General features: G+C 67.2%; 21 protein-coding genes. 8 read left to right on the top strand and 13 right to left on the bottom strand.

What is annotated here, in order from left to right; all coding sequences use genetic code 11:
* Positions 1 to 419 precede the first annotated feature (419 nt).
* Complete coding sequence (locus AB0I22_RS35570; RefSeq protein ID WP_363135183.1) at positions 420 to 2,771, top strand: preprotein translocase subunit SecA; 2,352 nt, start codon at positions 420 to 422, stop codon at positions 2,769 to 2,771.
* A gap of 717 nt (positions 2,772 to 3,488) precedes the next feature.
* Here the strand turns inward: AB0I22_RS35570 and AB0I22_RS35575 are convergent.
* Entirely contained in the window at positions 3,489 to 4,280 is a 792-nt protein-coding gene (locus AB0I22_RS35575) for a carbon-nitrogen hydrolase family protein (protein WP_363135147.1), read from the bottom strand.
* A 419-nt stretch (positions 4,281 to 4,699) separates the two neighbouring features.
* Between AB0I22_RS35575 and AB0I22_RS35580 the strand changes: the two genes are divergently transcribed.
* Positions 4,700 to 4,879: a hypothetical protein gene (locus AB0I22_RS35580; RefSeq protein ID WP_363135148.1), complete on the top strand. Its 180-nt coding sequence runs from the start codon at positions 4,700 to 4,702 to the stop codon at positions 4,877 to 4,879.
* On the top strand, positions 4,876 to 5,241 hold the full coding sequence (locus tag AB0I22_RS35585) for a hypothetical protein (protein ID WP_363135149.1): 366 nt from the start codon (positions 4,876 to 4,878) through the stop codon (positions 5,239 to 5,241). The genes AB0I22_RS35580 and AB0I22_RS35585 overlap by 4 nt, the downstream gene beginning before the upstream one ends.
* Positions 5,242 to 5,400: 159 nt before the next feature.
* On the opposite strand, the gene AB0I22_RS35590 is transcribed toward AB0I22_RS35585, so the two are convergent.
* On the bottom strand, positions 5,401 to 5,907 hold the full coding sequence (locus AB0I22_RS35590; RefSeq protein WP_363135150.1) for a helix-turn-helix transcriptional regulator: 507 nt from the start codon (positions 5,905 to 5,907) through the stop codon (positions 5,401 to 5,403).
* A gap of 1,793 nt (positions 5,908 to 7,700) precedes the next feature.
* On the opposite strand from AB0I22_RS35590, the gene AB0I22_RS35595 reads away from it, so the two are divergent.
* Complete coding sequence (locus AB0I22_RS35595) at positions 7,701 to 9,395, top strand: hypothetical protein (RefSeq protein WP_363135151.1); 1,695 nt, start codon at positions 7,701 to 7,703, stop codon at positions 9,393 to 9,395.
* Here the strand turns inward: AB0I22_RS35595 and AB0I22_RS35600 are convergent.
* From AB0I22_RS35600 to AB0I22_RS35620, 5 genes are all read right to left on the bottom strand, one after another.
* On the bottom strand, positions 9,334 to 9,498 hold the full coding sequence (locus tag AB0I22_RS35600) for a hypothetical protein (RefSeq protein ID WP_363135152.1): 165 nt from the start codon (positions 9,496 to 9,498) through the stop codon (positions 9,334 to 9,336). The genes AB0I22_RS35595 and AB0I22_RS35600 overlap by 62 nt on opposite strands.
* 224 nt (positions 9,499 to 9,722) lie before the next feature.
* Complete coding sequence (locus AB0I22_RS35605) at positions 9,723 to 10,043, bottom strand: hypothetical protein (RefSeq protein WP_363135153.1); 321 nt, start codon at positions 10,041 to 10,043, stop codon at positions 9,723 to 9,725.
* Complete coding sequence (locus AB0I22_RS35610; protein ID WP_363135154.1) at positions 10,040 to 10,339, bottom strand: hypothetical protein; 300 nt, start codon at positions 10,337 to 10,339, stop codon at positions 10,040 to 10,042. Before AB0I22_RS35610 ends, AB0I22_RS35605 begins: the two co-directional genes overlap by 4 nt.
* Positions 10,340 to 10,955: 616 nt before the next feature.
* On the bottom strand, positions 10,956 to 12,551 hold the full coding sequence (locus AB0I22_RS35615) for a S1 family peptidase (protein ID WP_363135155.1): 1,596 nt from the start codon (positions 12,549 to 12,551) through the stop codon (positions 10,956 to 10,958).
* A gap of 82 nt (positions 12,552 to 12,633) precedes the next feature.
* Complete coding sequence (locus tag AB0I22_RS35620) at positions 12,634 to 13,149, bottom strand: hypothetical protein (RefSeq protein ID WP_363135156.1); 516 nt, start codon at positions 13,147 to 13,149, stop codon at positions 12,634 to 12,636.
* A 456-nt stretch (positions 13,150 to 13,605) separates the two neighbouring features.
* Between AB0I22_RS35620 and AB0I22_RS35625 the strand changes: the two genes are divergently transcribed.
* Together AB0I22_RS35625 and AB0I22_RS35630 are read left to right on the top strand one after the other, a co-directional pair.
* Positions 13,606 to 17,058, top strand: coding sequence for a colicin E3/pyocin S6 family cytotoxin (locus AB0I22_RS35625; RefSeq protein ID WP_363135157.1), 3,453 nt, complete (start codon positions 13,606 to 13,608; stop codon positions 17,056 to 17,058).
* Positions 17,055 to 17,285 carry a hypothetical protein gene (locus tag AB0I22_RS35630; RefSeq protein ID WP_363135158.1) on the top strand — a complete coding sequence of 77 codons (231 nt, stop codon included), beginning with the start codon at positions 17,055 to 17,057 and terminating at the stop codon, positions 17,283 to 17,285. The genes AB0I22_RS35625 and AB0I22_RS35630 overlap by 4 nt, the downstream gene beginning before the upstream one ends.
* 286 nt (positions 17,286 to 17,571) lie before the next feature.
* Here AB0I22_RS35630 and AB0I22_RS35635 read toward each other — a convergent pair whose 3' ends face one another.
* A complete protein-coding gene (locus AB0I22_RS35635; RefSeq protein ID WP_363135159.1) occupies positions 17,572 to 17,751 on the bottom strand; it encodes a hypothetical protein in 180 nt (59 codons plus the stop codon).
* A 61-nt stretch (positions 17,752 to 17,812) separates the two neighbouring features.
* Positions 17,813 to 18,205: a hypothetical protein gene (locus tag AB0I22_RS35640; protein WP_363135160.1), complete on the bottom strand. Its 393-nt coding sequence runs from the start codon at positions 18,203 to 18,205 to the stop codon at positions 17,813 to 17,815.
* Positions 18,206 to 18,339: 134 nt separating this feature from the next.
* On the opposite strand from AB0I22_RS35640, the gene AB0I22_RS35645 reads away from it, so the two are divergent.
* Complete coding sequence (locus AB0I22_RS35645; RefSeq protein ID WP_363135161.1) at positions 18,340 to 18,594, top strand: hypothetical protein; 255 nt, start codon at positions 18,340 to 18,342, stop codon at positions 18,592 to 18,594.
* Here AB0I22_RS35645 and AB0I22_RS35650 read toward each other — a convergent pair.
* From AB0I22_RS35650 to AB0I22_RS35665, 4 genes are all read right to left on the bottom strand, one after another.
* Positions 18,591 to 18,920, bottom strand: coding sequence for a DUF6234 family protein (locus AB0I22_RS35650; protein ID WP_363135162.1), 330 nt, complete (start codon positions 18,918 to 18,920; stop codon positions 18,591 to 18,593). The genes AB0I22_RS35645 and AB0I22_RS35650 overlap by 4 nt on opposite strands.
* A gap of 95 nt (positions 18,921 to 19,015) precedes the next feature.
* A complete protein-coding gene (locus AB0I22_RS35655; RefSeq protein WP_363135163.1) occupies positions 19,016 to 22,837 on the bottom strand; it encodes an SGNH/GDSL hydrolase family protein in 3,822 nt (1,273 codons plus the stop codon).
* A gap of 1,018 nt (positions 22,838 to 23,855) precedes the next feature.
* The gene (locus AB0I22_RS35660; RefSeq protein WP_363135164.1) at positions 23,856 to 24,662 is read right to left on the bottom strand and encodes a hypothetical protein; all 807 of its coding nucleotides are present in this window, start codon (positions 24,660 to 24,662) and stop codon (positions 23,856 to 23,858) included.
* Between the two features lie 103 nt (positions 24,663 to 24,765).
* Entirely contained in the window at positions 24,766 to 25,008 is a 243-nt protein-coding gene (locus AB0I22_RS35665) for a hypothetical protein (protein ID WP_363135165.1), read from the bottom strand.
* Between the two features lie 627 nt (positions 25,009 to 25,635).
* Between AB0I22_RS35665 and AB0I22_RS35670 the strand changes: the two genes are divergently transcribed.
* Entirely contained in the window at positions 25,636 to 25,935 is a 300-nt protein-coding gene (locus AB0I22_RS35670; RefSeq protein ID WP_363135166.1) for a hypothetical protein, read from the top strand.
* Positions 25,936 to 25,960 lie beyond the last annotated feature (25 nt).

Consider the following 25,960-nt stretch of genomic DNA (forward strand, 5'->3'; position numbering starts at 1 on the left):
AAGCCGTCACGCGGCCAACCCCACCCGCCCCGACCACCCACCCGTACAGAAACAGGCAAACCCAACACAGCTGGACCGCGACCTGCTAACCACACCGTGACAGCCACCCGGTCACCCCATGACAGCAGCCGGCGGACACCTCATCGCCACCCCCGTTCAGGCAGCAGCGCAGGTGCACAGTCGGGCACGATGGGCCGATGGCCGGGGAAAGATTCTTCTGACCTCGCGCAGGCAGCTGTCGCCAGTGGAGGCTGTGCAACGCCAAACCCTTTGCTGGCCGCCCGTATTGCGTGGTGAAGTGACCCATGGGCTCCCGCACGAAGCGACGCGAATCGCGTAACAAGAGACATCGCCGTTCCGTGTCGGGGACGCCGGTGCTCGATCCGCACGCGCAGGTCATAGCTGATTCCTTGATCACCATGACCACACTCATGGCCTCCTTCACTGGCGACGACCCTGCGTCTGAGGCTGACGCGGCCTTCGCTGCGGCGATCGAGGAGTTCGTCGTGGAGGTGCCGCGGTTCGACGCGATCCGGCTTATCGAGGTGGCTCGTCAGCAATTCCTGCCGATGGCCCGCGAGGGCGAGATACCTGTCACCGCGGAAGCGGGCGCGGTCTATGTCGAGCTGCTGGCGCTGATTGCCCTGACCGCCCGGCAGGAGATAGGGACGGCGGCCGCGTCCGAAGCCGGGTTTCAGGAGATGAGCCACTTCGTCTCCAGCTCGAAGGAGGGACTGAGCAAGGTCCTCTACCTTGCGCAGTTGCGTTCATTCGCACGTGCTGACCCGACCGACAAGCTCGCCATGGTGTCCTTGTTCATTCGGGGCGCCGAAGTATGGATGCGCAATCCGTCATATCCGGAAATGGTAGAGGAAACCAATCTGGCGCTCCTTGACGGTGTTGAGAGCGTCCGCGCAGCCCTGCAGGCGCAACTGGGCTTCAACGCCACGGATGCAGTAGCCGTCCTCGACGCCTGCCACGACCTGCAGCAGGACAGGCTGAATAACCGCATCGAGGCGATGGGCAATGCGGTCTTGGACGCGATGGCGGCGGAGGAGGAGGGCCGGGCGGACAGACAGCTGAGGGAACAGGCCATGCTCGGCGTCACGTCGTTGTTCGAGCCACCTGCCGAGCAGGCCACTGTCACGATCGACGACATCGTTGCGCATACGGGCCTGGCCGAGGAGTGTGCCCGGGCCGTTGTCGAGCGGTTCCGCCTGGACCTGGCGACGGACAGTCCGACGGATGTCGTCGATGCGTTCACCAGCGGAAGGAACCCGCTGCGAACGCGGCCACTTATCGTGGGCGCGGACGGGCGTCTGATGCTGCCGCACCCGGCATTGAACGTGTTCGCTGTGCGGGAGAACATCGAGGAACACCTGAAAAAAACGGCCCCGGTGTGGAGCCAGTACGCCAAGCACCGCGGAGACCTTCTCGAATCCCGCACACACGCCGCGCTGGAGCGCGTGCTTCCCGGCGCCCGATTCCGGGACGGGTTGGAGTACTACCTCCCCGCGAGCGATGATGAAGCCAAGGCCACCGACCCGTCGAAGTACACCAAGCGCGCCGAGGGCGACCACCTCATCGTCCTCGACGATGTCGCCATCATCGTGGAAGACAAGGCCGTCGCCTTGAGCGCGCTATCCCGCGGGGGCAAGACGGCACGGATCCGCACCGATCTGACCGGCATCATCACCAAAGCGGCCGAACAGGCCGGGCGCATGCGCGACGCCATCGAGCGGGACGGTGGCCTGCGCAGCAAAAACGAGGGATGGATCGACCTCAGCCATATCCGTGAGATTCACACCATCGCCGTCAGCCTCGATGACATATCGACGGTTCTGACTGCCACCGCCGAGCTGGTGCGGGCCGGCCTGCTGACCGCGGGCAACATTCCATGGACGGTGTCCCTGCACGATCTTGAGCTGATCACCGAACTGGTGGCGCGTCCAGCCGAGTTCCTGCTGTACCTGCGTCGGCGCCGCGACCCCGACGTCACTGTGATGTTCCACGCGCCCGACGAAATGGATCTGTTCCTGTACTTCTTCGAGGCAGGCCTTTGGGTGGAACCCGACCCGGTGCAGGTGCGCGCGGCGTTCCCCTTCCTGCCCGAGCCGGCCACAGCCGAACTGCGCCGGTACCGAACACAAAAGCCTGCGTTCCTGACCAGCCGAACCGATGCGCTGGACCAGTGGTTCCACACCCGAGGGCGCGATGGCGCGCATTCAGTACGGGCGCCCAAGCCGGCGATGGTGCCATCGCCGCTCGCGCCGCTGGTCGACGAGTTGCAGTCCCGGAATGTCACTGGATGGCTGAGCATCGGCGCCACGCTGCTGTCTGGAGCAACCGACGTGCAGCGCGAGTTCGCCCACCACGGCGATGAACTCCTCGACAATCCGAGCCCCAAGGGCCGTAGTCTGACCGTGCCGCTCACGGCCAGCGTCGACCCGGCAGAGGGCTGGCTGTTCGTGTGGGCCACCCGCCCGGCTGGAGCCGACCCCGACGAAACCGACAGGAGGCTCCGCGACTACCTCCGGGCCAAGAAGTACCAGCTCGGTCTGCCCAGAGGCGTCGTCTTCCTCTACGACCAACCGACCCGCAAGCTCCTCGACATTTGTTACGACGGGCACACCGGGCCACTTGATGCTGCGCTGACGGCCAGCTTGTCGTCCCTGCGGCCACCTTCAGAGCTTCATCGCTCGATCCACCCAAACGCCAAGCGGCCGCAGAGCGGCACGAGGAACGCAGCACGGCACAAGCGGAAGCGGTAGGGACGATCCTCGCCGGAAGCTCCTCCAACGGCACCAGCGCCGACGATCAGGCCGACGTCACATCTGGACGCACTACACGGAGCCGCACCCGTCGGTGAGCAGCCGGATCCGCGGGACAGGCTTGTGCGCCTTCCTGCGGCCCTCGGCTTCGTCCCGGAGCGTCTGGCCAGATCTCCGTCGCGGTATGCCGACAGCACCGGCCTACAAAGAACCCCGGTAGGAACAGCCACCCCCACGACAGCCAACCCGCCCCGCCCCAGCCACTAAACGGCAGCCACTTGGTCACCTCATGACAGCAGACCAGCCCACACCCACAGCGCATGACCAGGCAATCAACAACCGCACACGGCTGACGCACAACCGCTGCCACCAACACGCCCACTCACAACGCCCCAGACCGGGACCCGCCCAGCCGATGCGGGAGGCAGACACGACCGGGCACGACCGTCAGAGCCTTGCCGGACCGGCGGATGCCGAGTTCGGCACCGCCAGAGCGCTGCCGGGACGGCTCCTCGGAGACCGCAGGACCCACTTCTACGCAACCTCGTCCGTGTCCGTGCTGCAGACCAGCCGGCGACGCACCACCCCGTACGCGACAGCACCGGACCACCCCGCAACGAGGAAGGGCCCGACCCCGGTTTCACGGGGCCGGGCACGTCGGCGCCCTTTTGCCCGGCCGGCGAAGCGATACGGCAAGGTCGAACCGAACCCTGCAACTCAAGAACAAGTTTTCAGGCGTTGCGCGAGCAGTGGCGTGGCTTCGGCGGGATCGATGTCGCAGACCAACAGCCCGGGTTTTCCATAAGGCTGATGGCTGAGCAGCGTGCCGTCCGGCCGCACTACGGCGGATGTTGTGGGCGATCCCGGGCTCGCGCAGTTGACGGCGGCGACGTAGCAATTGTTCTCAGCGGCGCGACATAGAATCGCCTTCTCGTGGAAGGAGTTTCTCGGGTCGGCGAATTCAGTCGGCTGAAACGCGCCGGGCTCCGCTTCGTTATAGTGCGGATGGAACACCAACTGGGCACCGTTGCAAACAGCCCAGCGTACCGTCTCCGGATAGCGAAAACCCTCGTGGCAAATCACGATGCCGAAGCGGAAGCCGTCGACTTCGAATATTCGACGATCGCTGCCCGCCTCGTATATGGCATCTTCAGCTGGGTCGAGCTGCACCTTGTCCTGGTAACCCGCTCGATCGCCGTCGGGCCGAAGTACGAGCGTGGTCAGACGCGGCTTGTCGGAAACGTACCGCTCCGTGCCGAGCACCACGCAGATGTGGCTCTCCCGCGCAGCCTGGGCGATGCGCTCGTGCGCAGCTTCCAAGAAGTTGGCGCTCACGGCCTTACGCGATTGCGGCGGCCACGGGTAGCCCGGCACGTACGCTTCCGGGAAGCACACGATATGCGCGTCGGCAGCAGCAGCGGCTCTGACCGCGCGCTCGGCTCGCACCACGGAGTCTTCTGGATTCTCGGGAATTTCGAGGTTGGCGAGCGCGATGCGAAGTCTTGTCATGCGACTCATTATGTTGCACAGCCCGACCCGGCCGTGTCGATGTCCGCGGACGCCATTGCGCGATCAGGAGAGGGGCGACACGCCGCAGCCGCGGCCCTGGAACACACGGCGACCGGCCCCTGCCCAGAATGCGGCAGACACTGCTGACGACGCCCATCCCAGCGCTGCCACCACGCGCGACGTCCCCCGCGCCCCCGATGGTGTGCCGGACGGCTCGGCACGCCATAATCGGGGCATGGCCATGATGTCGTCCCCCGCCCCGGAGCCGACCGCCGCCGACGTACTGCGCGCGCTACACCAACCGGCTCCCCGCCCGGCTGGACGACCTCCACGGCCCCGACCACGGCACCGTCGACCTGCCCCTGCACGTCGTCTGGTCCGGGCGGCGCTCCTTCGACCTCGACCGCCCCCGGGCACGGATGGGCCTCTACCGCACGGTCCTGGCCGAGGGACAGCACGACGACCTCGCCGCCTTCCTCAACCCGCACCTGCTGACCGGCCAGTGGCCCGTGCTGCGGACCCTGATCAGCCGCCCGATCCGCGACGCGTGGGAAGCCGCCTTCCCCGAACTCACCACCCGGGCCGCGACCGCTGCATGAACCTGACCGATCTGCACCGCCGGCCGCCGGCCGACGTGCTCGCCATCGGCACGCCCTACCCCCTGGTCATCACCGGCGGCTCAGTCGTTGGTGAGCAGGTAGCGGGTTTTGCTGGGGTCCTGCCCGGTGATGGCGGCGGTCTCGGCGATGGAGTAGCCGAGCAGGTGGTGCAGGGTGTGGGTGCCGTAGGCCAGTTCTTGTCCGGCCGGCTGATGCTGGCGGGCTGGGCGTGGATGTGGGCGCTGAACAGGCTCCAGGCGCGGGCGGTGGGGTTGGGGTGGGCGATGACCTCGGACCAGTGGGTGGCGAGGCGTCCGAAGGCTTCGCGGAGGGCTGATGTGGTGTGGCCGGCGCCGAGGTAGAGGCGGGCGTAGTCGGAGTAGGGCTGCCGGTGCAGGGTGCAGAAGGCTTCGAAGGCGGGTGGGAGGGTGATGTCCGGGTGCGCGGGGGCGGGCCGGAGCAGGGCGGGCCGGTGTGCCGGTGTCATGTGAAGGTCCCCCTCGTGTCTGGGTTCGTGGCCGTCAGCCGAAGCATTCGGCGGGCAGGGTGCGCTGGATGGGGAGGAGGCGGCTGTTGGCCTGGAGGGAGATGTGGGCGACGGCCCACAGGGGGTGGATGGTCTCAAGTCGTCCGTGCAGGGCGTCCACGAGGTGGGCGACGGTTTCCCATTCCGGTACGTACGCCCCGTAGAGCAGGGCGGTGACGTCCTGTTCGGTGATGCGGTTGTTGGTGCTGCGGCGGATCTGGGCGGGGGCGGGGCAGGCGGCGGAGAGGTGCAGTCCGCGCAGAGCGGTGTGGAGGCTGGAGGCTTGGACGGGGTATTGGCCGCGGGCGGTGTCCCACAGGAGTCGGACGGCGTCCAGGTCGCCGCGGCAGGCGGTGACGATCCGGCGGGTGACTTTCCAGGAGGGGCAGCGTTCACTGGAGAGGACCCGGCAGATGTAGGAGGGGGAGACGCGGGCCTCTTCGGCCAGGTCGCGCAGGGTTTTGCCGCTGTGGCGCTGGAGGTGGGAGAGCGCGGCGGACAAGGCGGAGGTGGCCGGGGGGCTCAGGCCCGGCCGGTCCTGCCCCGGGTCGGCGTCCTGCTGCCGGGGGGCGGGGGACGGCCGGCAGGAGAAGGTCGTGCGGTGCTGGCGGGGAGGAGGCGTCGGGTGCGCGGGAGCCGGGGGCCGTCGGGCCCGGCCGGGCCCGGCGGTTGCGCATCCGGCGGGCGACCCTGGCGATTGCGTAGGTGCGCACGAGTTTGTCTGTGGTGATGTGCATGGCCTGGGCGATGACGGGGGTCTTGTAGCCGCGGTCGCGGGCCTGCTGGACCGTGGCGGCTTTGAGGTCCTCTAGATCGGCGGCCAGTTCGGAGAGCCGGCTTAGCGTCTCGAGGGCCTCCCCGGCCCGGACCTTCTCGCAGATCCTGATCAGCTGGCGGGCCGTCTCTTCTGCGACCTGCAGGGCGTATGCGTCGTGGAACTGGCTGTCGGGAGTGCGCTGGGCTCGGTGAAGGCGCCGGCAGACGCGGCCGCAGCCGTCGCTGCAGTACTTCCGGCGCCGGCCCCGCACGTTGGGGTCGACATCGTTGAGGCAGTCGGGGTTGAGGCAGCGGACCGCCCCGGTGTTGGAGGGCATCAGGCATCTCCTCTGAGGGTGTGCACGCGAAAAGCTGGCGCAGGAGTCCGGTACGGGAAAGGGGACTTTCACAGCCGGTGTGGTGGAAATCCCCGCGACCGGCTCTGCCGGGCATGCGGCACCTGCCGGGCCGGTCTGATAATCCGGCCCGGCAGGGCGGGGCATGATCAGGTGATACGCAGACGCCGGTAGCGGAATTGGATATTCCGAAGCCCGGCGAGCCCGCCCAGCGCCACGGCCAACGGCCACCCGTGCCCGCTGCCGGGATCGGAGGCCGCCACACTCCACAGCGGTGCCGCCGCGAACAGCCCTACGGGCATGTTGACTTCAAAGTCACACCACCGCGCGGTTTCAACCCCGCCCCTCCGAGGGATGGTACGTTCGACGCCCTTCCGGCGGGCCGCCTTCGGCAACCTGCGGAGCGCATGGTCAGGAGGCATAACCCCTCCTTGATCGAAAGCGAATAGTGAACGGGAGACCCTGGTTCAGGTGTGGCGCCGGGCCGGGGTCTTCCCGTGTTCGGGACCGTACAGTCCCACGTGACAGGCACACCAACGCTACGGTCCGGTGATGGCATGAACGCCTTTCTCGGATGTTCGCTACCGCGAATATCGGTCATTTTCCGCTGCGCCCCAGTCACACCCGATCAACCGGACGGCAAAGAGCGCGAGGAGGGCAAGGCGAACGATCATCCGACGGGATCCCGCTCCGCTCATCGGCCTCACGCCGTCGCGCGGGCCGCGCCCGGTACCGGCGGGTGCGGTGTTCGGGGGCAGCCCGCCCGCCGATCTGGCGTATCGCACCGTGTTTGCGTCGCCGTTCAGCCGCCATGTCCACTCGAGTGAGCGCTCCCTCGCCCCGAAGGCACAGACCGCGCCCTCTACCCCTACAGCGGCCACCCGCCCCGAAATGCGCAACGCACCCCGGAACTTTCTTACAGAAAGTCCCCAGATGATCACAGGGCTGTTCGCGGCCGGGCGCCTCGCTCCCCGCTGACGGGCAGACGAGCGGCACCAGGGCCGCGACACGGCTCCAGGTCTTTTCGCCGTCCCCGCCGGCTGCCGGGCCCGACCGCGGCCCTTCCGTACGAAGAGGCAGGGCGCGCCGGGCCTGAAGTCTCGTTCGCCGCAAGCTGGGCGACGGTATCCCTGATGATGGGACCGCCCGGGGCAACGGAACGAGCAGTACGGGGAGCAGGCACATGGCGGTGGAAGCCGGCACACGGCAGGGCGAGCGTGTCGCAGGCCGGGTGTGGACCGTGCGCCTGGACCCTTATGGCCGGCCTTCCGCCGGCGCGGTCCGGCTCTCCTGCTCCCGCCCGGCCTGCGCTGAGCAGCGCTTCCCCGCGGGCGCCGCCGCAGGGCGCAAGGCGGCGATCGGACACGTCAACGAGCACCTGGCCCGCATCCGTGCGGGCGGCGGGCCGCGCGCCGCGGCGTGGTGTGCCTGCCGTGCCGCCGACTGTGCGTGGCACCTTCCCGACCCCGAGGCCGGACGCCGCGGCGGGGTGCGGCCGCCGGAAGCGGTGCGGTGCGGGGGTCCGGTGGCCCTGACCGTGTATGCGGACCGTGCCGGAAGGCTGTGGCGGATCACGGAGACGTGCGTGCGCTGCGCCGCCGTCACTCCCAACTGCCGTGTCCTGGACACCGCCGCGCTCCCGGCGCACACGGCCCCGGCCGAGGCAGATCAGGCGGCGGGGCCGCCGGATACGGATCCTGCGGGCGTCGCGGCGGTGTTCTCCGACCCTGGCCTCTCCCCCGTCGCGCCGGCTTCGGTCCCCGGTGCCCGCGGCACGTCACCGGGCGTCGTCACCCGGCGGGCGAAACGAACGGGGAAGATCGCGCAGCGGAACGTGCCGCACGACCTTGAACCCGACGATCTGCGGGTGGAGCTCATCGAGCTCGGGGACGCGTTCCGTGCCTACCAGCAGCGGCCCGAGCCCGACCTCGTCCTGCTGGCTGCCCTCCACGAACGCAAGGCCCGCGCGTTCGCGCGGTGGGCCGACGTGAGCGGCGACGGCCGTCTGCGCCGCGAGGCCGAGCGCGCCGAGCTGGCCGCGCAGACCACCCGCGCGACGCACCACAACCGCACCGGCCCCGTGGCCGACGGCACGGCGGGCGACGAGGGGCCGGCGGTGGAACGGCTGCTGACCCGGGGCCAGGCCGTGCACGCCCGCGCCATGCTGGAGTACGCCGCCGCCCACGCCCCGCGCCCCGGTGCCGACGTGCGCCTGGCCGTGCTCATGCTCGCCCTGCGGGCCGCGCGCGCCGGCACCGGGAACATCACCGGCCAGGATCTGACCGGCTGGCTCCACGGCGATGCCGAGCGTGTCCTCGAGCAGCTGGTCGACGCCGGCTGGTTGCGCCTGCCCGGCACCGTCGCCGACGTCATGGCCTCCCGGCCGGAAGACCCCACCGCCGTCGCCGTCCCCACGCTGCTGCCCGGGCAGCCCCGACCGTTCGCCTTCGGCAAGACCCACCGCGCGAGGATCTCCGGCTGGGCCCAGAAAGTCGTGGGCGACCGGAAGATCCGCAAGAAGAAACTGGGCGCCGCCACCCGGCTCCTGGCCCTGTACACCGCGGCCCACACCCGCCCCGACGGCCGCCTTGGACATCCCGAGGACGGCGGGCTCCGCCTGGACCAGGCCGCCGCGTTCTGCACCCTGGCCCCCGAGCAGGTCGGCGAGCACGCCGAGCTGCTGGTCGCCGCAGACTGGCTCGCCGAAGCCGGCACCGCCGGGGGACGGCTGCACGGACAACTGGCCGAGCGCATCCTGCCCCGCTGTCGGGACTGCTGTAGCACGCACCGCATCGCAAGCCGCGGCCCGCCGCGCGCTACTGCCGGCGCTCGGTGTTCTCCCGGATCGCGGCGGCGACTTCGAGCAGCGCGTGGGTGACGGCGGCCAGCCCCTCGCCCACGGCGTCGGTCAGCTTCTCCGCGCCCTGGAAATTCGCGGCCCGGCTCGCGTACTCCGCGGCGGTGTCCCCATGCATCCCCATGCCCGCGCCCTCCTGCCCGGCGGGCCCTCCCCCGAGCCTTCCTACCCTGGCCGCCGCACCAGGGAGGAAATCCCCCGGCCGGGGACGCGCGTCGGCGTCCGGGAGGACCGCGGGCTCGTCGTGCGCGGCTGGGTCACGGCTGCGGAGGGACGTCCGGGATCGCGGTGGAGTCAGCCCCCCGCCAGTACGACGGCCGCGAACGGATGGGGTTCAGGTTCGAGGGGTCAGAAGTCGGGCCAGTCGTCTGAGATCACGATCCGGGCGACGTAGATGTCCGGCCCCTCCGCGCCCGGTTCGGTGTCGCCGACGTAGTACTCGGCGAGCCCGATGTCCCGGGCGAGCGGCGCCGAGTACCAGCCCGGCCGCCCCGGGACCGGCTGCGCCAGCGGGGGAACGGCATCGACGCGGAGCTCGGCGAGGAGGTTCACCACGGCCGAGAACACAGACGCCGACACGTCGGGGGCCAGCAGGGGGAAGACGGCCGGCGCGAGCCGGATGCAGTCTTCTTCGCCCTCGTCGCCGCACCCGGGGGATTCGTCGCTCAACGCTCCTGGGCCTCACGGAGGGCAACGGCCTCGCGGAGGGCCGCGGACGCGGGGCGCCCGGGCGCGCGCCCCGCTTCGACGGCGGTGCGGGTCTCCTCAGACAGGGGGGCGGCGTACAGCCGGGCCCGCAGCCACCAGCGGCGCAGCACGCCCAGCAGCTCGGTCTCGTCGGCTTCGCCCATCTCCCGGTAGAACTCCATCCGCTCCACCGGGGGCAGTGCCGTGGCCACGGCGTTCTGGGTGCGGGGCAGCGGCGGCGGGCCGGCGTCGCTGGCATGCACGGTCTGGGCGCTCATACCTCCATCCTCTCAGCACCGGCCGCCGGGGTCAGCGAGTTCTATGTCCGGCCGGTCGGGTGGGCAAGCGTGCTCAGCTTGACGCGCCCTCTGTGGCAGATTCCGCTCGGCCGCCGTCAGCAACGCCGCCGCGCGGGACGAGGGACGGGCGCGAGCCGAACGGCACCGCATCACACCAGTGTCCGACTCGCCGGTCACGCCGTCTGCTCCAAGCGCCGCGGCACAACCTCTTCTCGACCGGTCTTCTCCGCTCGGGCCCGGCGCAGCGCGGCGGCCTTGGTCGCCGCGGCCTGGCGGCGGCGCTGGCCGGGGGCCGCTCGATCGGCGCCGGCGCATCGTCCGCGACGGCGTCGGGCTCGGGGAACGCCCGGCGCGACATCCCGCATCGCCTTCGTCTGCCGCTCCACCGCTTCTGCGATGGCCGGGCCCACCCGGGACGGCCGGGCGGCCTGGTGGTGCGCCTCAAGCGCACGCCGGTACCCGTCCGACGGGGTGCGGCGCCCCACCGGCGCGGCAGGCGCGGACGGCTGCGGGCCCGGGCGGTACGCGCGACAGCGCCCCGGAATGTGCGGGGCGCTGTCGCGGGAGTGCTGAGGCAATGCCTGTTGAGGCGTGGTCAGCGGTTGACGAGGGGGATGGCGTCGTGGGTGCCGTCGGCGTCGACGTGGGGGTAGTAGCCGAGGTTGCCGTTGGCCCAGCGGATGAGGATGTCGTCGGGGCGGGCGGCGGGGGTGGTGAAGGCGCCGACGGTGAGGATTTCGGCGTTCTTCCAGGGGGAGCCGACGGGGCGGATGCGGGTGCGGCCGTGGAAGCCGTTGGTGTCGACGCCGGGGAAGATGGTGGTGTCGCCGTCCTTCCAGCGGATGACCAGGTCGTCGGTCTTCTTTCCGGTGAACTCGCCGGAGCTGAGCTGGGCAGCGTTGGTCCAGCCCTTGTCCGCGTCGTGGAGTTGCTTCCAGCCGTCGAGGCCCTTGGTGCCGGTGTCGGTGTACATCGACACGGAGCCGTTCTCCCACAGGACGAGCAGGTCGTCGCGGAGCGGGTTGTCGGTGTAGCGGCCTGCGGTGATCAGACGGGCGTTCTTCCAGAACGAGTCGGATGCGGGCTTGAACAACGTCTTCTCGTCGTGGACGCCGTTCTGGTCGACGTGGGTGTAGGTGGAGAGCTTGCCGTTGGCCCAGCGGACGGTGATGCCGTCCGAGCCGCCCGCGGTGTAGCTGCCGCCGGTGATGGCCTGGGCGCCCTTCCAGTAGCTGCCTGCCTTAGCTATCTGGTGCACGGTGGAGAAGGGCTGCTTGGGGTCGTCGTGGTCGGCGCCCTGGAAGAGGCTGGCGGAGCCGTCCTTCCAGACGACGAACAGGTCCATGCGGCGCTTGTCACCGCTCGGGACGCTGGTGAAGTGACCGGACGCCATGTGCGCGGCGTTCTGCCACTGCGCGCGGGAGAGGAGGTCCTGGGAGGCGGTGGCCTGGACCCAGCCGGCGATGTCGTCGAGACGGGTATCGACAGCGCCCCTGCGGGTTTCCGCCTTGTTGCCGAGACAGCCCCCTTGCCAGGAGAGGCTGTTGATGCCGACAAGCTCGTAGCGTCCCCCGATGTCGCGGAACGCAGGACCGCCGGTGTCACCCTGGCAGATGACGGCGTCATCAGACTTGCCCGCGAGGCTGACCGAGGTGTTCTTCACCGCACCGACGGTGAACTTTGCGTAGTGCAGGTGGCCGGGGACCCACTCGTCCGTGGTCCGTCCGTACCCGGCAGACCACACTTCCTCGCCCCGCAGCGGGGCGTGGAAGCCAATGCGGGCCGGCGTGATCCCGGTGACCGGGTGGGCCAGCTTGGCCATGGCCAGGTCTCGGTCCGCGCGTGGAACGAGCTCCACCACGTCCACCACACTGCCGGACTCCCTCTCCAGGTCCGCTCGGCCGATGGTGGCGGTGGTCTTCAGCTTCGGTGCCCCTGCGCCGACTTTGGAGCTCTGTGCGGGGTTGTCGGCGAAGCAGCTGGCGGCGGTGACCAGCCATTGCTGCTCGACGAGCGCGGCTGAGCAGCTGCGCTGGCCACCGATGTCGAGCTTTGCGGTGAACGGGTACGAGCCGTCCTTGGCGCTTGCGCCCACAACGGCATTGGCTGGGGCGCCGACCAGCAGGCTCGCTGCGACGGCGGCTGCCAGGAGCCCTACGCCTCCCGCGGCGCGCGCACGAATGACGGACATGTCTTTCCACTTCTTCTGGGTTCAGAGGTCGATGAAGCCGTGCCGGACACCCCAGGGTTGGTGTCCTGACGTCAGGGGTTGGTCAGCCGGTGACGCGGAGGTCGACCAGGACGGTGGGGGCGCTCGGGGGGACAGTGCCCTCGCCGACCTCCTTGTACCCGTTCTTCGGTACGTCGACGGTCTGTGTGTTGCCTTCGGAGGTCAGCTGCGCCTGGACCGCGTAGTCCTCGGTCAGGATGTTGAAAACGTTGGGGATCTCCAGGGTCAGGTAGCCAGATTTGCCGTTACCCGTGACCTTGAAGCAGTACCTGCCCTCATCATTCTGGCGCGTATACACCGTAATATTCTGTGAGGAGCTGCAGTCGGCGAGAAGGATGTGCCCGTCGCCCTTCCGCAACGCGATGCCCTGCTCCTTCAGAATCCTATCCGCATCCGGGTAATCAAAAGTCTCTACCGCCAAAGGCGGTAGGGCCTCTTCCTCTGTCGGGACTGGATCGGCAGCGGCAACGCCCAAAGTCCAGGTACCCGCAATTATGGAGACCACGCCGAGGGTTCCGGCAAGCGTAATTTTGCGCGCGCGAGATATCAACAGCGGCAACTTTCAGAACGTAGGACGAGAGCGGTAGCCGCGCATAAGGATCAGATAAACGCGGCGGGCCAAAACCTATCATTCCCCGGATGCCGACCTCGCATGGGCTCCAGTCGGCCGCTACAGCCTTGACTGCCAAGGCGTAACCACGAGTAGCGTTGACGTGGTCATGCCCGACATGTGTCGGCGGAACTCGCCCGGCCCCTCGCCAGGGATTCAACCTGCCGCACATTTCCCAAGGGCAGGATGCGGCGACAGGTAACAATTCGGCGACGGCGGTCAAGGGCCCGCCTTCTTGCTACTTCAAGGCCTCGTTATGCTCAGCAGGCCGAAATTCGGCGGGCCCGGCCGAGTGCGGGATTTGCTTCGAGAGGAAAAGTCAACTTGAATAGATCTGGAGGGAGACGAGGGCGTGGCATACGCACGCTGTTCCTCGGTGCCCTTTCACTCTCGCTCACTGCTGGATTGCTGGGCGCGAGCCCGACAGTGGCGGCTACTGAGGACGACGTCAGCCCGATCCCCGATACCGACCGCGGCCGTGTGGTCGAATTGTGGAGGTCGGGCGGCCCGGGTGTCAGGGCAGCAGCGGAGGTCGCACTGACAGGAACCGGCGAAGACCTGCGCCGGTTCCTGGGCAGCGAGAAGGACATCGTCGAACTGCACGATGAACGTGTCGCTGTGACGCAAGTACTCTCGATCAGCGGCCGCGGTGTGCGCGAGGCTGCGCTGGCTGCGCTGCGCGGCAGTCCACAGGATCTGCGTACGTTCTTGAAGGACGGCTGGAAGACGCCGCTGGCTCATGATCAGCAGGTGCGCGTCACTCAGGTCATGAGTTCGGGCGGACGCGGCGTCGAGGAGGCGGGCAAGGCCGCCCTCCGTGGGGGCCCGGAAAAGATCCGCGAGTTCCTCGAGGACGGTCAGTACACCGCCCGGGAGGCTGATGACCGGGTCGCGCTCACGCACATCATGGCCAGTGGGGGCGCGGCCACCCAGGCGGCCGCGAAGGTCGCGCTCAGCGGCACCATCGAGGACGTCCGCGAGTTCCTTGCGGTGGGCCAGCATGTGGCCCGGGCCCGGGATCAGGAGCGTGCCTCCGTAGCGCAGTTGGCCGCGCAGGCCAAGGCTGCGGGCGCGCAGGCCAAGCGTGAGACGGAAGCGGCGAAGGAGGCTTCCGCGCGTGCGGTCGAGGCCTCCAAGCTGGCGAAGAAGGCCGCCCAGGAGGCAGCGAAGGAGACGAAGGAAGCCGGGAAGGATTCCAAGCGGGCGGTGAACGCTGCTGGTCGGACGGCCGAGGCGGCCCGTGGTGCAGCAGCGGCGGCGCAGCAGGCCATCACCGCGGCGCAGTCCGCGAATCAAGCCGCGCGGGTGGCGTCGGCCGCCGCCTCTCAGGCGGCAGCCGCAGCGGCCGGTGCGGCCCGTGCAGCGTCGCGGGCACGTGGCGCTGCAGCCGGGGCGGCTTTCGACGCGAACCTTGCGAGCGATGCCCGTCAGCGGGCGCAAGACGCCCGAGACGCGGTCAAGGACGCCCGCGAGGCGGCTCTGGCCTCTGACGAGGCCGGGAAGGCCGCGCTTGCCGCCCTGGGGGCGGTGGTCGCAGCTGCGTCCGCGGGAGGGAACGCCGACGCGGCCGCGACTGCGGCCGAAGAAGCCAGCGGTCTCGCTGATGCGGCCGGCACGCATTCGGCCGAGGCTGCCGCAGCCGCGGCAGCGGCGCGACGGCAGGCGCGTGAGGCGACCCGGGCGACGAACGTCGCCAAGGCCCTGGCACAGGAGTCGGCCGATGCCGCCTTCGAGGCACGGGACGCCGCCAACAATGCGGCCACACACGCCGCGAACGCGGCCAAGGCCGCCGACGAGGCAGCCAAGCACGCAGGGGAATCCGCCAAAGCCGCCGACGAGTCCGCCGCCCACGCCGGCGAGGCCAAGAAGGCCGCTGATACCGCTACGGGGGCGGTGGCAAAGGCCCGCAAGATCTTCACTCTGACCCGCAAGGCCGAGGCCGAAGACCTCAAGACCCGTACCGCCGCGGGCATCGAGAAAGCCAAGGAACTCAGGGCCTCGGAGAACACACGCAACGCCGCTGCAGCAGCAGCGGACAAGGAGGCCAAGGACCTCGACGCGGAGGCCGGCCGTCTCGCGGCCGAGGCCGCCGAGCCCGGCGCGGACACCAAAAAAATCGCCGAAAAGGGGCGCCGGGTCGCGGTCATTGCGATGAAGACCCGCGGCCCCTGGAGCCGCTCCACGGCCGAGATGGCCCTCGCCGGCTCGGACCAGGCCATGGCCGACTACCTCCGCACCGGCTGGAAGCAAGCAGCTGAGCAGGACAAGCGCGCTCGCGCCGAACGTCTGGCCGAAGCGCCCGAGTCAGCTGCGGTCCGCGCAGCCGCCCAGAAGGCACTGGACGGCGATGCTCAGCAGATCAGATCCTTCCTCGAGACCGGCGCCCACCAGGCCGCCGCGAACGACTACCGTGTCCGCGTCACACAGATCGCCAGCGTCGGCGGCCGCGGTGTGAAGGAAGCGGCGATGGCCGCGCTCAAGGACAACAGCCCCGGCAAGCTCGCCGAGTTCCTCAGCACCAGGCAGTACATCGCCCGCGCTGCGGACGAACGAGTCGAGGCGACCCATCTGCTCGTCAGCGGCGGCCCCGAAGTGAAAGCTGCGGCCCGCATCGCCCTCGAAGACCCGCCGCAGCAACTGCACCAGTTCATCGCGGCCGGCCAGTACATGGCCAAGCGCAAGGACCTGCTCGCCGCCACTCATATCGCCGATGTCCAGCATCTGATCAGCGGTGCCGCCGGCATTGCGGCCGAAGCGCAGAAGGATGCGGCAGAAGCGGCACGGGTCGCAGCCGTAGCAGGCGATGCTTCAACTGAAGCCGATACCTGGGCCAAGAAGGCCCGCGAATCCGCCGTCGAGGCCAAGAAGTACGCCAGCGACGCCAACGAGTCGGCGAAGAAGGCCGAAGCCTCCGCCGCCCAGGCCAAGAAGTCGGCGGAGGCCGCCCGCTTGGCGGAGAAGGATGCCATCCAGGCGGCGACAAGAGCCATCAACTCCGCTGTCAGTGCTCAAAGCTCGGTCAACTGGGCACGCGGCTCCGCCGACGCGGCATGGACCGCCGCCAACCAGGCACGGGCCTCGGCCACGGCCGCCGGCAAGGACGAGGCAGCTGCCACCGAGGCAGCGGACGATGCCTACACGGCCTACGTCACTCAGCAGCGTAAAGAAGAGGCCGAATGGCGAAAGACCGAGGAGGCCTGGAAAAGCGCCGACGCCGAAGCCGGGCAGGGAAGCAGCAAGGATGACAGCTGGATTCCCGGATGGCTGAAAACTGGCACTGAAAAGATCGTAAGCACTGCCAAAACAGCCGTCAATTATGGGACGGAGATTCTGACAAACCCCGACATCTGGGCGGGGGCTGGAGAAACAGTCTTCGGGGTCTTCATGATGGGGGTCGGAGGATCTGGCGATATAGGAGGAGCCACCCTCTGTCTCAGCGGATTCGGCTGCCTGGTCGGTGCCCCGGCTATCGCCGCAAGCACCGGACTCATAGCCAGCGGCGGCTTTACGGCTGCCGACGGTGTAGGGCGCATCGACGAGGGGCTCAAGAAAGCATTCCGAAATGCCCGAGAAAAGGGAAGCGCTACCGGGAAAGAACCGAGCTCGGGGCCTGTCCCAGCCCCCAAGGGCCTGCCAGCGTTCCCTGAGGCGAAATGGGCCAAGCCTAAAACTCCCGTACAGGGCGGCGGTAAGCTTCGCCAACGCTGGAAGGATCAGAAGGGTAACATTTACGAATGGGATTCCCAGCATGGCACTGTAGAGAAATACAACAAGCGGGGAAAGCATTTGGGTGAGTTTGACAAGGACACCGGAAAGCAGACCAAACCGGCCGAAGGCACGCGAAAGGTTGAGCCGTGAAATTTATAGTCGCCTCGTACAAGAAGGATTCCGACTCTCCGGACCACGAGACGGACATCTCGGAAGTCGGCGCGGAGGTCCTCGCCGGCATTCTGGGAGTGCCGACCAGTACCCTGTCTGACGTGTATCCCTTGGACGAATCCCATACGGCAGCTCTAGGCCAGCTAACCGGCACTGTTTTCGATCTGGAAAATCACGAATACTTCCTGCATGTGGTAGACGCTTGAAAGCAGGTTGTCTTCGCGGCATCATGACCCAACAGGAGCATAGGAATCCTGCCCAAGTCTGATGTTCGGCAATCCCTGCAGGGCGGGGCGCAGTATCGACAAGTGGTAAGGAAGCATCGGTGCAGGCCATGCGGAAAGCGTGGTCCTGCACCGACTATGCGGCCCGACTCTAATCCCGATTGTCGTTATTCTCGGTCTCGTGAGGTGGTCTGCCGGCTCCACCGGCAGACCACCTCAGCGAAGACCGCGCGCAGGCCCGGCACGGGCATGGGCCGACCGCCTTCCGTCAGTTGGTGCAGGTGCCCAGCATGGAGGTGAGGGCGGCCTTCTCCTTGCTGGTGGTGGCGCGCTTGAAGATCGATTTCACGTGGGTGTAGTCCTTGGCGTAGGTGCACCAGAAGGTCTTGTTCTCCGGCTTCCAGTCGGCCGGGCCCGAGTCGCTCTTGGAGGAGTTCGAGGACTCCAAGGCGATGAGCAGTTGCGGGGTCCTTCAGGTCGTTGCCGAACGCCTTGCGCTGGTCCGCGGTTCACTGGTCGGCGCGGGAGCGCCAGGTCTCGGCCAGGGGGACCATGTGGTCGATGGTGGCCTTTGCGACCTCGGTGGCGGTCGTGTCGTCGTAGAGGGATGCCCACGAGCCGCTCGTGGGCTGGCAGTGGTCGGGGCCCTCGACCACGTCCTTGCCATCGCGGGCCAGCACGTCCTGCCGGGTGGTGCAGTGATCGCTCTGGTGTGCCCAGATGTCGAACTTGTCCCGTGCGTATCCCGTCATCGGGTGTGGCGCGGCGACGGTGAGGGCGGTCAGTTCGGCCCGTGCGGTGGACAGCGACGGCGGGGCCGGTGGGGCGGCATCAGCCGGGGCTGCGGCCAGGGCGGTGAGGGTGAGAGCAGCGATCGGCAGAGCCAGGACGGCGCGGCGCATGGAGTCTCCCTGATGTGGGGGGGGAGAGGCCATCAGGAAACCGCACCGGGCCGCCGGGCACTACGCGCGTTGACTGAACATGACACCAATATTCCCGATCCATTACCCGCACCGGGCAGGTCAACGAGCCCCAAATGCTGGCTGCACAGAGCGGGTTCTGTGACCTGCTCGAGGGCACACACATCCCGTACGAGGCCCACGAGGAGCCCGCTGGCCACATCGTCCGCCCCGACATGATGATCCGTGACATCGACGGCATCATCGACCGTCCGCCGCTCACCGGACAGCGCCGCGTCGGCCCATATGAGCGGGCCAGCTGCGGTGACGAACGTGTTGTGCACGGATCCGAGCGTCAGATGTGTTCGGTGACCGGAAGGCATTGGGGCTAGAGGTTCACATACCCACTCGCCCCGGCTGCGCAGAACAGCAGCAGCGCGGTACCAACCACCGCCTGAGCGTACACACTCACCCGGTATCCCAACCGGTGCAGGCCAATCGCTGACACGAGCACCACTACCGCGAATATTGCGACGGATACGATTGCTGGCATCAGCGACACTTGAGGGTCTGGTTCAAACATGTTGTAGCCGTCTATTGATGCCAGGCTCGCCAACAGCACTACGCTCCCCACGGCCGCGTCCATAATCCACAGCAGGACCGCAAGAAGAAGATCCTGACCAACGCTGCGGCGCCGCGAATATGAAACATTGCCCATAGCAGTATTTTCTCCATTGACATCAGGCTGGGCCTGAGTACGTACACTCAGGCCCAGCCACCAGTTCGGGGAGTTAACTTCCCCGTTGAGGGCATTTACTTCAGGGCTCGCTCCAGCGCGTCCGCGTACAGTCGCGCACCCCCGATCTTCGGATGAAACGACGCCATTCCGACCTGCGTCAAGCCGAAGTTGTCCGCCTTCGACAGCCCTGTCTTCACGATGCCGTGCACCATTTCTGGGTCACCGCACACCGCCTTGCCCTCAAAGTCACTGCGCGGATCCGCAAACACCGCGTTCGCTCCGGACTGGGAAGCGGCGTCCTTCACGGCACCCTTCATCTCCTCGTTCAGGGTGTCCGCCACCGTGTTCAGCCAGGGTGCCTCCTCGGTACCGATACCCGGAATACACTGCCCGAGCCCAGACAGAAGCCGCGGGTATCCCATGAGAACGATCTGTGCATGCTCTGCACGCTTGTGAATCTCGTTCACCGTCTTGGCGAGGCGCGGACGGATCTCTTCGTGCAGCCACACCGGCGCCCAGTCCTTCAGTGGACCAGTCTCCCCGGCCTTCGTGGCACCAGTGTCCGGATCCTTGTTCTCCATCGACGAGTTCTGGCACAGCCCTATGCTCTTGAGTACACACTGCATGAAGACGTCTGTGAAACGGGCGTCGTTCCCGCCGATCGACAAGGTGACCAACGTAGTGTTGTTGTCGAGATAGCCGGTGTCGATCTGCGGACCCTCGTTCATCTGATCTTTGCTCAGGATGTCGTAGTAACGAGCGCCTGAACAGGCCACGAGGTGATAGTCCATCTGCGGGTCGTAGGAGTCCGCCATGTCGCCGATGGACTCCTTGTAGCCTGGAAGGGCAGCCTGCCTCGACCACGCGTACCGGGAGCGGTGACAAGCGTCCTTGGTCTTCTCGTTCTGCTTGTCGTAGTAATCGCTTTCAGGGTAAAAGTCCTTTCCTCCGGGCGCGGAGGCCCCTTCTCCGGAGGAGTAAGAGTCGCCCATGGCGACGATAGAATTCTTCGGCTTACCGGGGAGGGGCTGGAAGGCTATCGAGCCCCAGGCGATGTCCTCGTCCGCGGTCCCGTCCTTTGCCACGTTCGACAGATCGACCTGCGGTGTTCCCGTGAAGTGGAATGCGCCGAGGCTGACCCACCGGTCCGCGCGCTGTGGCACCAGTCGCTTGGGAGCGGTGGAATCGGAGTTCTTAACGATGTAGGCGGCCTGCCGAGTCTGTGCCCCGGTGTCGGGCAGGTGCACCAGTACCCGGGCCCACTCGAGTCGGTGCCCGAGCGTCCACGTGCCGTTGATCGTCATCCGGTTGCCGTCGCCGCCGAGGTGCTCCTCGTCGCGGGTATGGGCGTACCAGAAGTGGCCGCCGTGGCCGCCGCCGATCGAATGCAGGTCGGCCTTCGCCTCGTAGTTCTTGTCGCTGTCAGGGCTGAAGACGAACTGGAACGAGCCCTTGGACGTCGCTTTCCCGCAACTCGACCAGGTTTCTGTGCCATCGGGAACGGAGGCGACGACCTCGGCGCCCTTCGGGGCGGGGTCGCACACCGGCTCACCGTACTTGAGTCGGTAGCCGCGTCCGGGCTCGGCGCGCAGGGTCTGGTATTTGATGTTCTCGTGCCCGCACGTCTGATCACAGTCGGGCTTCCACGTCACGTTCTCCTGAGTCCACCAAAACTGCCGGTAGCAGACCTCGTTCGGACAGTCGATCGGGGCCTTGAGGTCACAGCCGTTCTTCTCGTTGCAGAACGCGTCCAACGGCGGGCTGACTTGGTAACGGTTGGTTACGCTGGTCCACCAGGCAGGATTGAAGCCGGCGGAGGAGAACCCGGACTCACCCTTCCAGTCCTGACGGCCGTCCGTCCCGTAGGAGAAACCGGTGTCGATGGACCAGGCGGCCCAGCCCATCACCTTCTCCTCATACGGCCAGTACTGCGGGTGCGCCGCGTCACTGAGGTTGCCATCCAAGAACGGATGGTCCCACGCGCCCTTCTTGTACACGGGGTTGGCGGGATTATTATACCAGCCTAGCCCCCAGTGGCCGCCTTTGTTCGAAGCGTCCGACTTGGGGTTGAGGCCAAGGTTGTAGTTCCAGGCGGCGGTAAACCAGTTCTCCACGCGGGAGGGGTCGTCGTTGTTTACCGTGATCTTCTCACCGTCCTTGTGGACCTCGTTCCACTTGTCGGCGAGGATCTTCATGGAGGCGGCGATGTTGGAGGCGTAGTCGATCGCGATGAGCTTTTGCACCTTGGGGTCGGTGCTGCCCGTCTCCCCGGGCTTTTCGTGCCCGGACAGGCGCATGCCGTCGGTGACCTGGCCGACGCCGTAGCCGCAGTCGGAACTCTTCCAGTCGATGCGCCAGTAGCCGAGCTCGGTGTCCTTCGCGTTGTGGCCGTAGTAGCCGTCCGTGGCGGCCAGCGGGTTGCCCATCTGACCGGGAATCGCGCCGTTTTCCGCCTGCCACAGGTTGGACTCCTGCGCCAGGACGCCGAGCAGGACGTTGACGGGAATCCGGCCGCCGCCCTCCAGCTTCGGCAGCGGGAACATCTTCTGAGGGTCGATGTCACCCAGCCCGGCCTGGCTGCGGTAGCCGCCCTGGCGCAGCCACTTGCCGCGTAACTCGCCGCGCACCGCCATGTCCACGGCCCACTCGACCTGGTTCGGCGTCGGCTGCAGTGCCTGGGCGCTCATGTCGTTGCGGGAGACGGCGCACCAACGGTCGGTGTCCCGCGGATCGTGGGAGACGGGTCCGGAAGCATGCGCCAGGGTGCGTGGCCGGGTGGCGCCGGTCAGCGCGGGGGAGAGGCCCTCGTGGACGGGCGGCTGCGTCGAGGAGATGTGCTGCTCGACCTGCTTGCCCGTCGTCGTGACGGTTGAGGTGATCGTGATTGGGGTGTCCTGGTCGCCCGCCCCCGGGGCTGTCCCGGAGCGGGCATGCGTCCCCGCCGCGGGCTCATCGGCCTTGTCGAAGCCCTTACCGGCTGCTTTGATGCGGGTCAGCCCGGAGCGGATGCCGGGGGTCAGGACCGGGTCGACGGCGAGACGGCCGTGGGAGGAGATGTCGGTGTCGGCCGGAGCCTCGAGCCTGGTGACGCCGCTTCCCTCCGTTTTGACGTCCTTGGGGGTGCCGGTGAGAAAGGTGCGGCCTTGTTCGCCGGGCACGAGGTCGAGCTCTCCGAGGCGTCCGGTGGCGACCGTGCGCGGCTTGCCATGGCCGTCGTAGACCTTCGCCTGCGCCGTCTTTGTGTTCTTGCGGTCCACGAAGCCAATCCGGTCACCCGCCATGGGGCGGATGTCGAAGGGGATGCTGTCGGCTTGGGCGAGCTGGTGGGTCCTGCCCTGGCCGTTGATGTGGACGAGGTCACGGCCGAGGCCGGCGACGACGCCGTCCTTCACCGGGGCGGCTGAGGACACCTGCCCTTGCACCTCGCCCGTCGTCGCGACCGTCTTGCCGGCCGCATCCACCGTGATCACCCGTGTCTTGACCTTCGACGCGTCGTTCATGTCGCGGTACTGGGTAAAGGCGGCGGTGTGCGTGGTGGTGTTGCAGGTGGGGTCGAAGTAAGCGAGGGTGCCGGTGAATGGCAGCTTCGTCACCTCGCCCGTTTCGGTGTTCACGATGGCCGTGAACGCGCCGCCCTGCATCAGGTCGGGCTTGTTCGTAAAGGCGCGGGGCGCATATACGGCGGCAACATGGCTGCGGTCCATGACGCACTGATTACCGATCCACGAGTCGGCGGGCATGCCCAGCTCGGAGAGGGCCGCGGCCGTCTTCCAATCATAGGCCTTGGACTCATCGGCTACGAGGATCCTGTAGGCCTTCGCGTCGGCCGCGCCGGTCACAGCCCGGTCCGTACTCTTCTTCCAGCCCTTGCCGAGGCTGACGTCCGGGCTCTTCACCCGACCAGAGACGGGTCTTTCGGACAGTCCCGTCTCACCGGTTGTGGTCGCGGCGCCGGTCGTGAGGGTTGGGGGATGAGGTTCTGCGGCGAGTGCCTGCGACACCAAAGGACCACTTGCGACCAACAAGGTCGCGGTGATGAGCAATGGTGTGCGCAGTCGCCTCGCCATGCGATGACGTCGTATCAAAACATTCCTTGTATGTCGTTTTGTGCAGATGAGTGTCAACCACCAGCAGTTAGGCGATGGCTGACGTGCCATCCGTGCGGCAACGGACGCACGGGGCATAGCCCGCCCGCTCCGGACAGCAAAGATTGGGAGCGGTGGGAACTTGGGGGAATCAACCGGCCGCAGCGTCAAGGAGGACCCGGCCGACGGCTCCGGCGGATTCGAGCTGGCGTTCCGCTCGGACGCGGAACGAGTACGGTTCGCTGATAGCCGCCAGCACCATGCAACGCTGGCGCGAGCAGGAGCGCATCGCGCATGTCAAGGGCACACTGATGCGCGGGCAAGCGCTCGCAACAGAAGTCCTTCAACACACAGCGGCCAGGAACTGATCAGCGATGGAGCACCTCAGCCGGGCATGCGGGCAGCACACCGGACGGAGTAGAGGCTGGCCGACAATCTGTTGACCAGACCCCGACGCCCCGAGGGCATGAAGCGAGCAGGGCGATGAATGACCCCCACTGCCGCACGATGGATGCAGCAACGACAACTAGTGCACCCAAGACTGTGCTCGTAGCGCCGTGGATCGACGGAGATATAAGAGGAAGAAGCGGACGCCACGGGCCCGGAGCCAGGCGCAGGCTGAACTCACTGGAACGCTCCAAGAGCGTCAGCAGTACTGGAGATGCCTACGACACCGATCACCGGGCCAAGCCGGCCAGGACACTGCCGACAGTCGCGTGGAAGGTCTAGGGCGAGGGGTGAAAGGACTCCGAAGCGGTTGGAGGCGACGGGCGGGCTGCCACAACCACCCGAAGCGTGGGTGGCTGCGGCCGTCGCGAGACGTGGAGTGTCAGGCTGCCTTCGCCTTGGCGACGGCCTTGTTGGTCGCCTTGACGGCGTCGTTGACCTCCTTGAGGTGATCGGCGATTTTGGCGCGTTGGAGGGTCGACTCGGCGTCGAACCACACGCGAGCCACGTCGTACTTGCCCCGGCAGGTGAGGTCCGCCTCGGCTGTCTCGACCTCCAGTTTCGATACCTTGTGCGGATCGCCGAAGCGGAGATCATCGCTGGCGTCCAGCGGCTTCTTGTACGAGTAACCACTGGACTTCATGCAGGTAGACCACTGCGCGAACGCTGCGACGACCTTGGGGTTCTCCTGCGATTCCATGAACGCATCGCCGCTGATCTGCTGGACGATGTCCGCAGGCTGTGCGACGGGTATGTCGCCGTCCGCCTTCTCGGCGCAGGCCCTGACCGCCTCCTTGGGTGCCCCGGACTTGTCGACTGCGCCGATCTCCATCGCCTCGTCGTAGGCCTTCTGCTCTTCTGCGGCCGGGTGGTAGCCGCGCGTCGAGGCAAGCGCGGCATCGTGAATGCCGTAGCGCCAGTCGGTGAGTGTCTTGCCCCCGAGCTCGGGCAGGTCGGGCGCCGACTTCCAGGAGGAGTAGCCCGCCTTGTCCATGCACTGGCTGATCAGCTCGTCCCGTGTGTTGGCGACCAAGTGCGCCTGCTGCGGGCTGGGCATGTACGCCTCGACGGGCAGCCGCCACGTCGCGGGATTGTCCTGGCTCCCCACATGCGCCCGCGCCACCTGGGCTATCCGCAGCCGGGCTGTGCGCGGAGATTTTGTCGGAGTGGCCGTGTGCGTCGTTGCCATTGGACAGGCAGTAGGCGGTGCCTGCCCCTGCTGCGAGCATGAGCGCCGTGACCGGAGCCGTTGCCTTCACCGTCAGTTTCATCGTTCGTCTCCCTTCGCTCCGTCAGCTGGTGAACTGAAAGGAGGCGTTTTGGTTGTAGACGTGTGAGAACCGGTTGATGTGCTGGTAAGGTTTCATCACATCCTGTGCGCCCTTGTAACCGCTATTGAAGAACACACGTGCCTTGAATCTAGGGTGGTCGTTCTCGCCCGAGGCGGCATTGTTCTTGATCTTCTGATTCGAGCCCGGCCACGGATTGCTGACGCCAAGTTGGCAGAACCGCAGCGGCGTAGTTACCCCGACCACCCCGTCTGGTACATCGTCGAAGTTATAGACGGCCCACCCCGATGTTGCGGTATGCGCCTTGTCTATCGGAGTTATAATAGATGTGGAAGCCGAATCCGGACACTCCCGGAGCTTTGCATGCCTCCGGGCTGTACAAGTTATCGAGATCGTCGGCTTGAGCGGCAGTGGCAGCCCCCAGGAAAATCGCGGCTGTAAGTAATCCGGTCGCCAGGGCATGTCTCTTCGTAACTCTGCCTTTGAGACGCAAAGTCCCCCCTCGTGTCGTCATCTCATGGCAGGGGGCGAAGCGGCCGCGCCGCGACGCCCCCTGTGACTCGTTGCGCACCACCGACGGGACGAGAGAACGGTCTGATCCAATCGGCGGGCGGCCTGGAAACTCTAGGTGAAGAAACAGTGGCAAAACAGGCTTGACGGGAGCATGGCGCGATTCAACCCCCAGGACCGACAACCGGAACCAAAGCCTCAACAAGGGAGCCAAGAGCCGTACCCTGTGATTTTCTTGTGAAGAAAGGTGAGGCTGGGGCACTGGATCACTCATCGAGGTTGGCTGATCTTGCTCTCATGAGAACCTCGACACCCGTCAGATCGCCGCCCTCGGTTTGCACGGGCAAGAGCTGGCGGACGAGGGTGACAGCCTATGAGACGCAGCGAAAACTGTCCGGCGGCCGCGACGTTCTGATCGTCTCCTTGGAGGGGCTGGAGGCCGCGTTCGGCGTGGTGCTGGCCATCGTGCTGCACCCCAGCGGGAGGTACCCCGACACCGCCATGTCCGTGGTGATCGGCGACCCCGTCCCCTGCACCGCGGTCGCCGCGAACATCCAGCAGCTCAAGGCCGGCCGCTTCGACGGCGCGACGTGCCGCGGCTCCGTCCCCGCCGAGGCCATGACCCGCATCGACCAGGCGCTCAAGGCCGTCCTGGACCTGTAGCCCGGACCCGTCTTTCGCTGAGAGG

The organism is Streptomyces sp. NPDC050610 (assembly GCF_040654875.1).
Classification (GTDB): domain Bacteria; phylum Actinomycetota; class Actinomycetes; order Streptomycetales; family Streptomycetaceae; genus Streptomyces.

Bases quoted from the DNA above. Each gene is read 5' to 3' on its own strand.
- AB0I22_RS35570 (WP_363135183.1), top strand. From the start codon at position 420: ATGACCACACTCATGGCCTCCTTCACTGGCGACGACCCTGCGTCTGAG.
- AB0I22_RS35575 (WP_363135147.1), bottom strand. From the start codon at position 4,280: ATGACAAGACTTCGCATCGCGCTCGCCAACCTCGAAATTCCCGAGAAT.
- AB0I22_RS35580 (WP_363135148.1), top strand. From the start codon at position 4,700: ATGGGCCTCTACCGCACGGTCCTGGCCGAGGGACAGCACGACGACCTC.
- AB0I22_RS35585 (WP_363135149.1), top strand. From the start codon at position 4,876: ATGAACCTGACCGATCTGCACCGCCGGCCGCCGGCCGACGTGCTCGCC.
- AB0I22_RS35595 (WP_363135151.1), top strand. From the start codon at position 7,701: ATGGCGGTGGAAGCCGGCACACGGCAGGGCGAGCGTGTCGCAGGCCGG.
- AB0I22_RS35600 (WP_363135152.1), bottom strand. From the start codon at position 9,498: ATGGGGATGCATGGGGACACCGCCGCGGAGTACGCGAGCCGGGCCGCG.
- AB0I22_RS35610 (WP_363135154.1), bottom strand. From the start codon at position 10,339: ATGAGCGCCCAGACCGTGCATGCCAGCGACGCCGGCCCGCCGCCGCTG.
- AB0I22_RS35615 (WP_363135155.1), bottom strand. From the start codon at position 12,551: ATGTCCGTCATTCGTGCGCGCGCCGCGGGAGGCGTAGGGCTCCTGGCA.
- AB0I22_RS35640 (WP_363135160.1), bottom strand. From the start codon at position 18,205: ATGCGCCGCGCCGTCCTGGCTCTGCCGATCGCTGCTCTCACCCTCACC.
- AB0I22_RS35645 (WP_363135161.1), top strand. From the start codon at position 18,340: ATGCTGGCTGCACAGAGCGGGTTCTGTGACCTGCTCGAGGGCACACAC.
- AB0I22_RS35650 (WP_363135162.1), bottom strand. From the start codon at position 18,920: ATGGGCAATGTTTCATATTCGCGGCGCCGCAGCGTTGGTCAGGATCTT.
- AB0I22_RS35660 (WP_363135164.1), bottom strand. From the start codon at position 24,662: ATGGCAACGACGCACACGGCCACTCCGACAAAATCTCCGCGCACAGCC.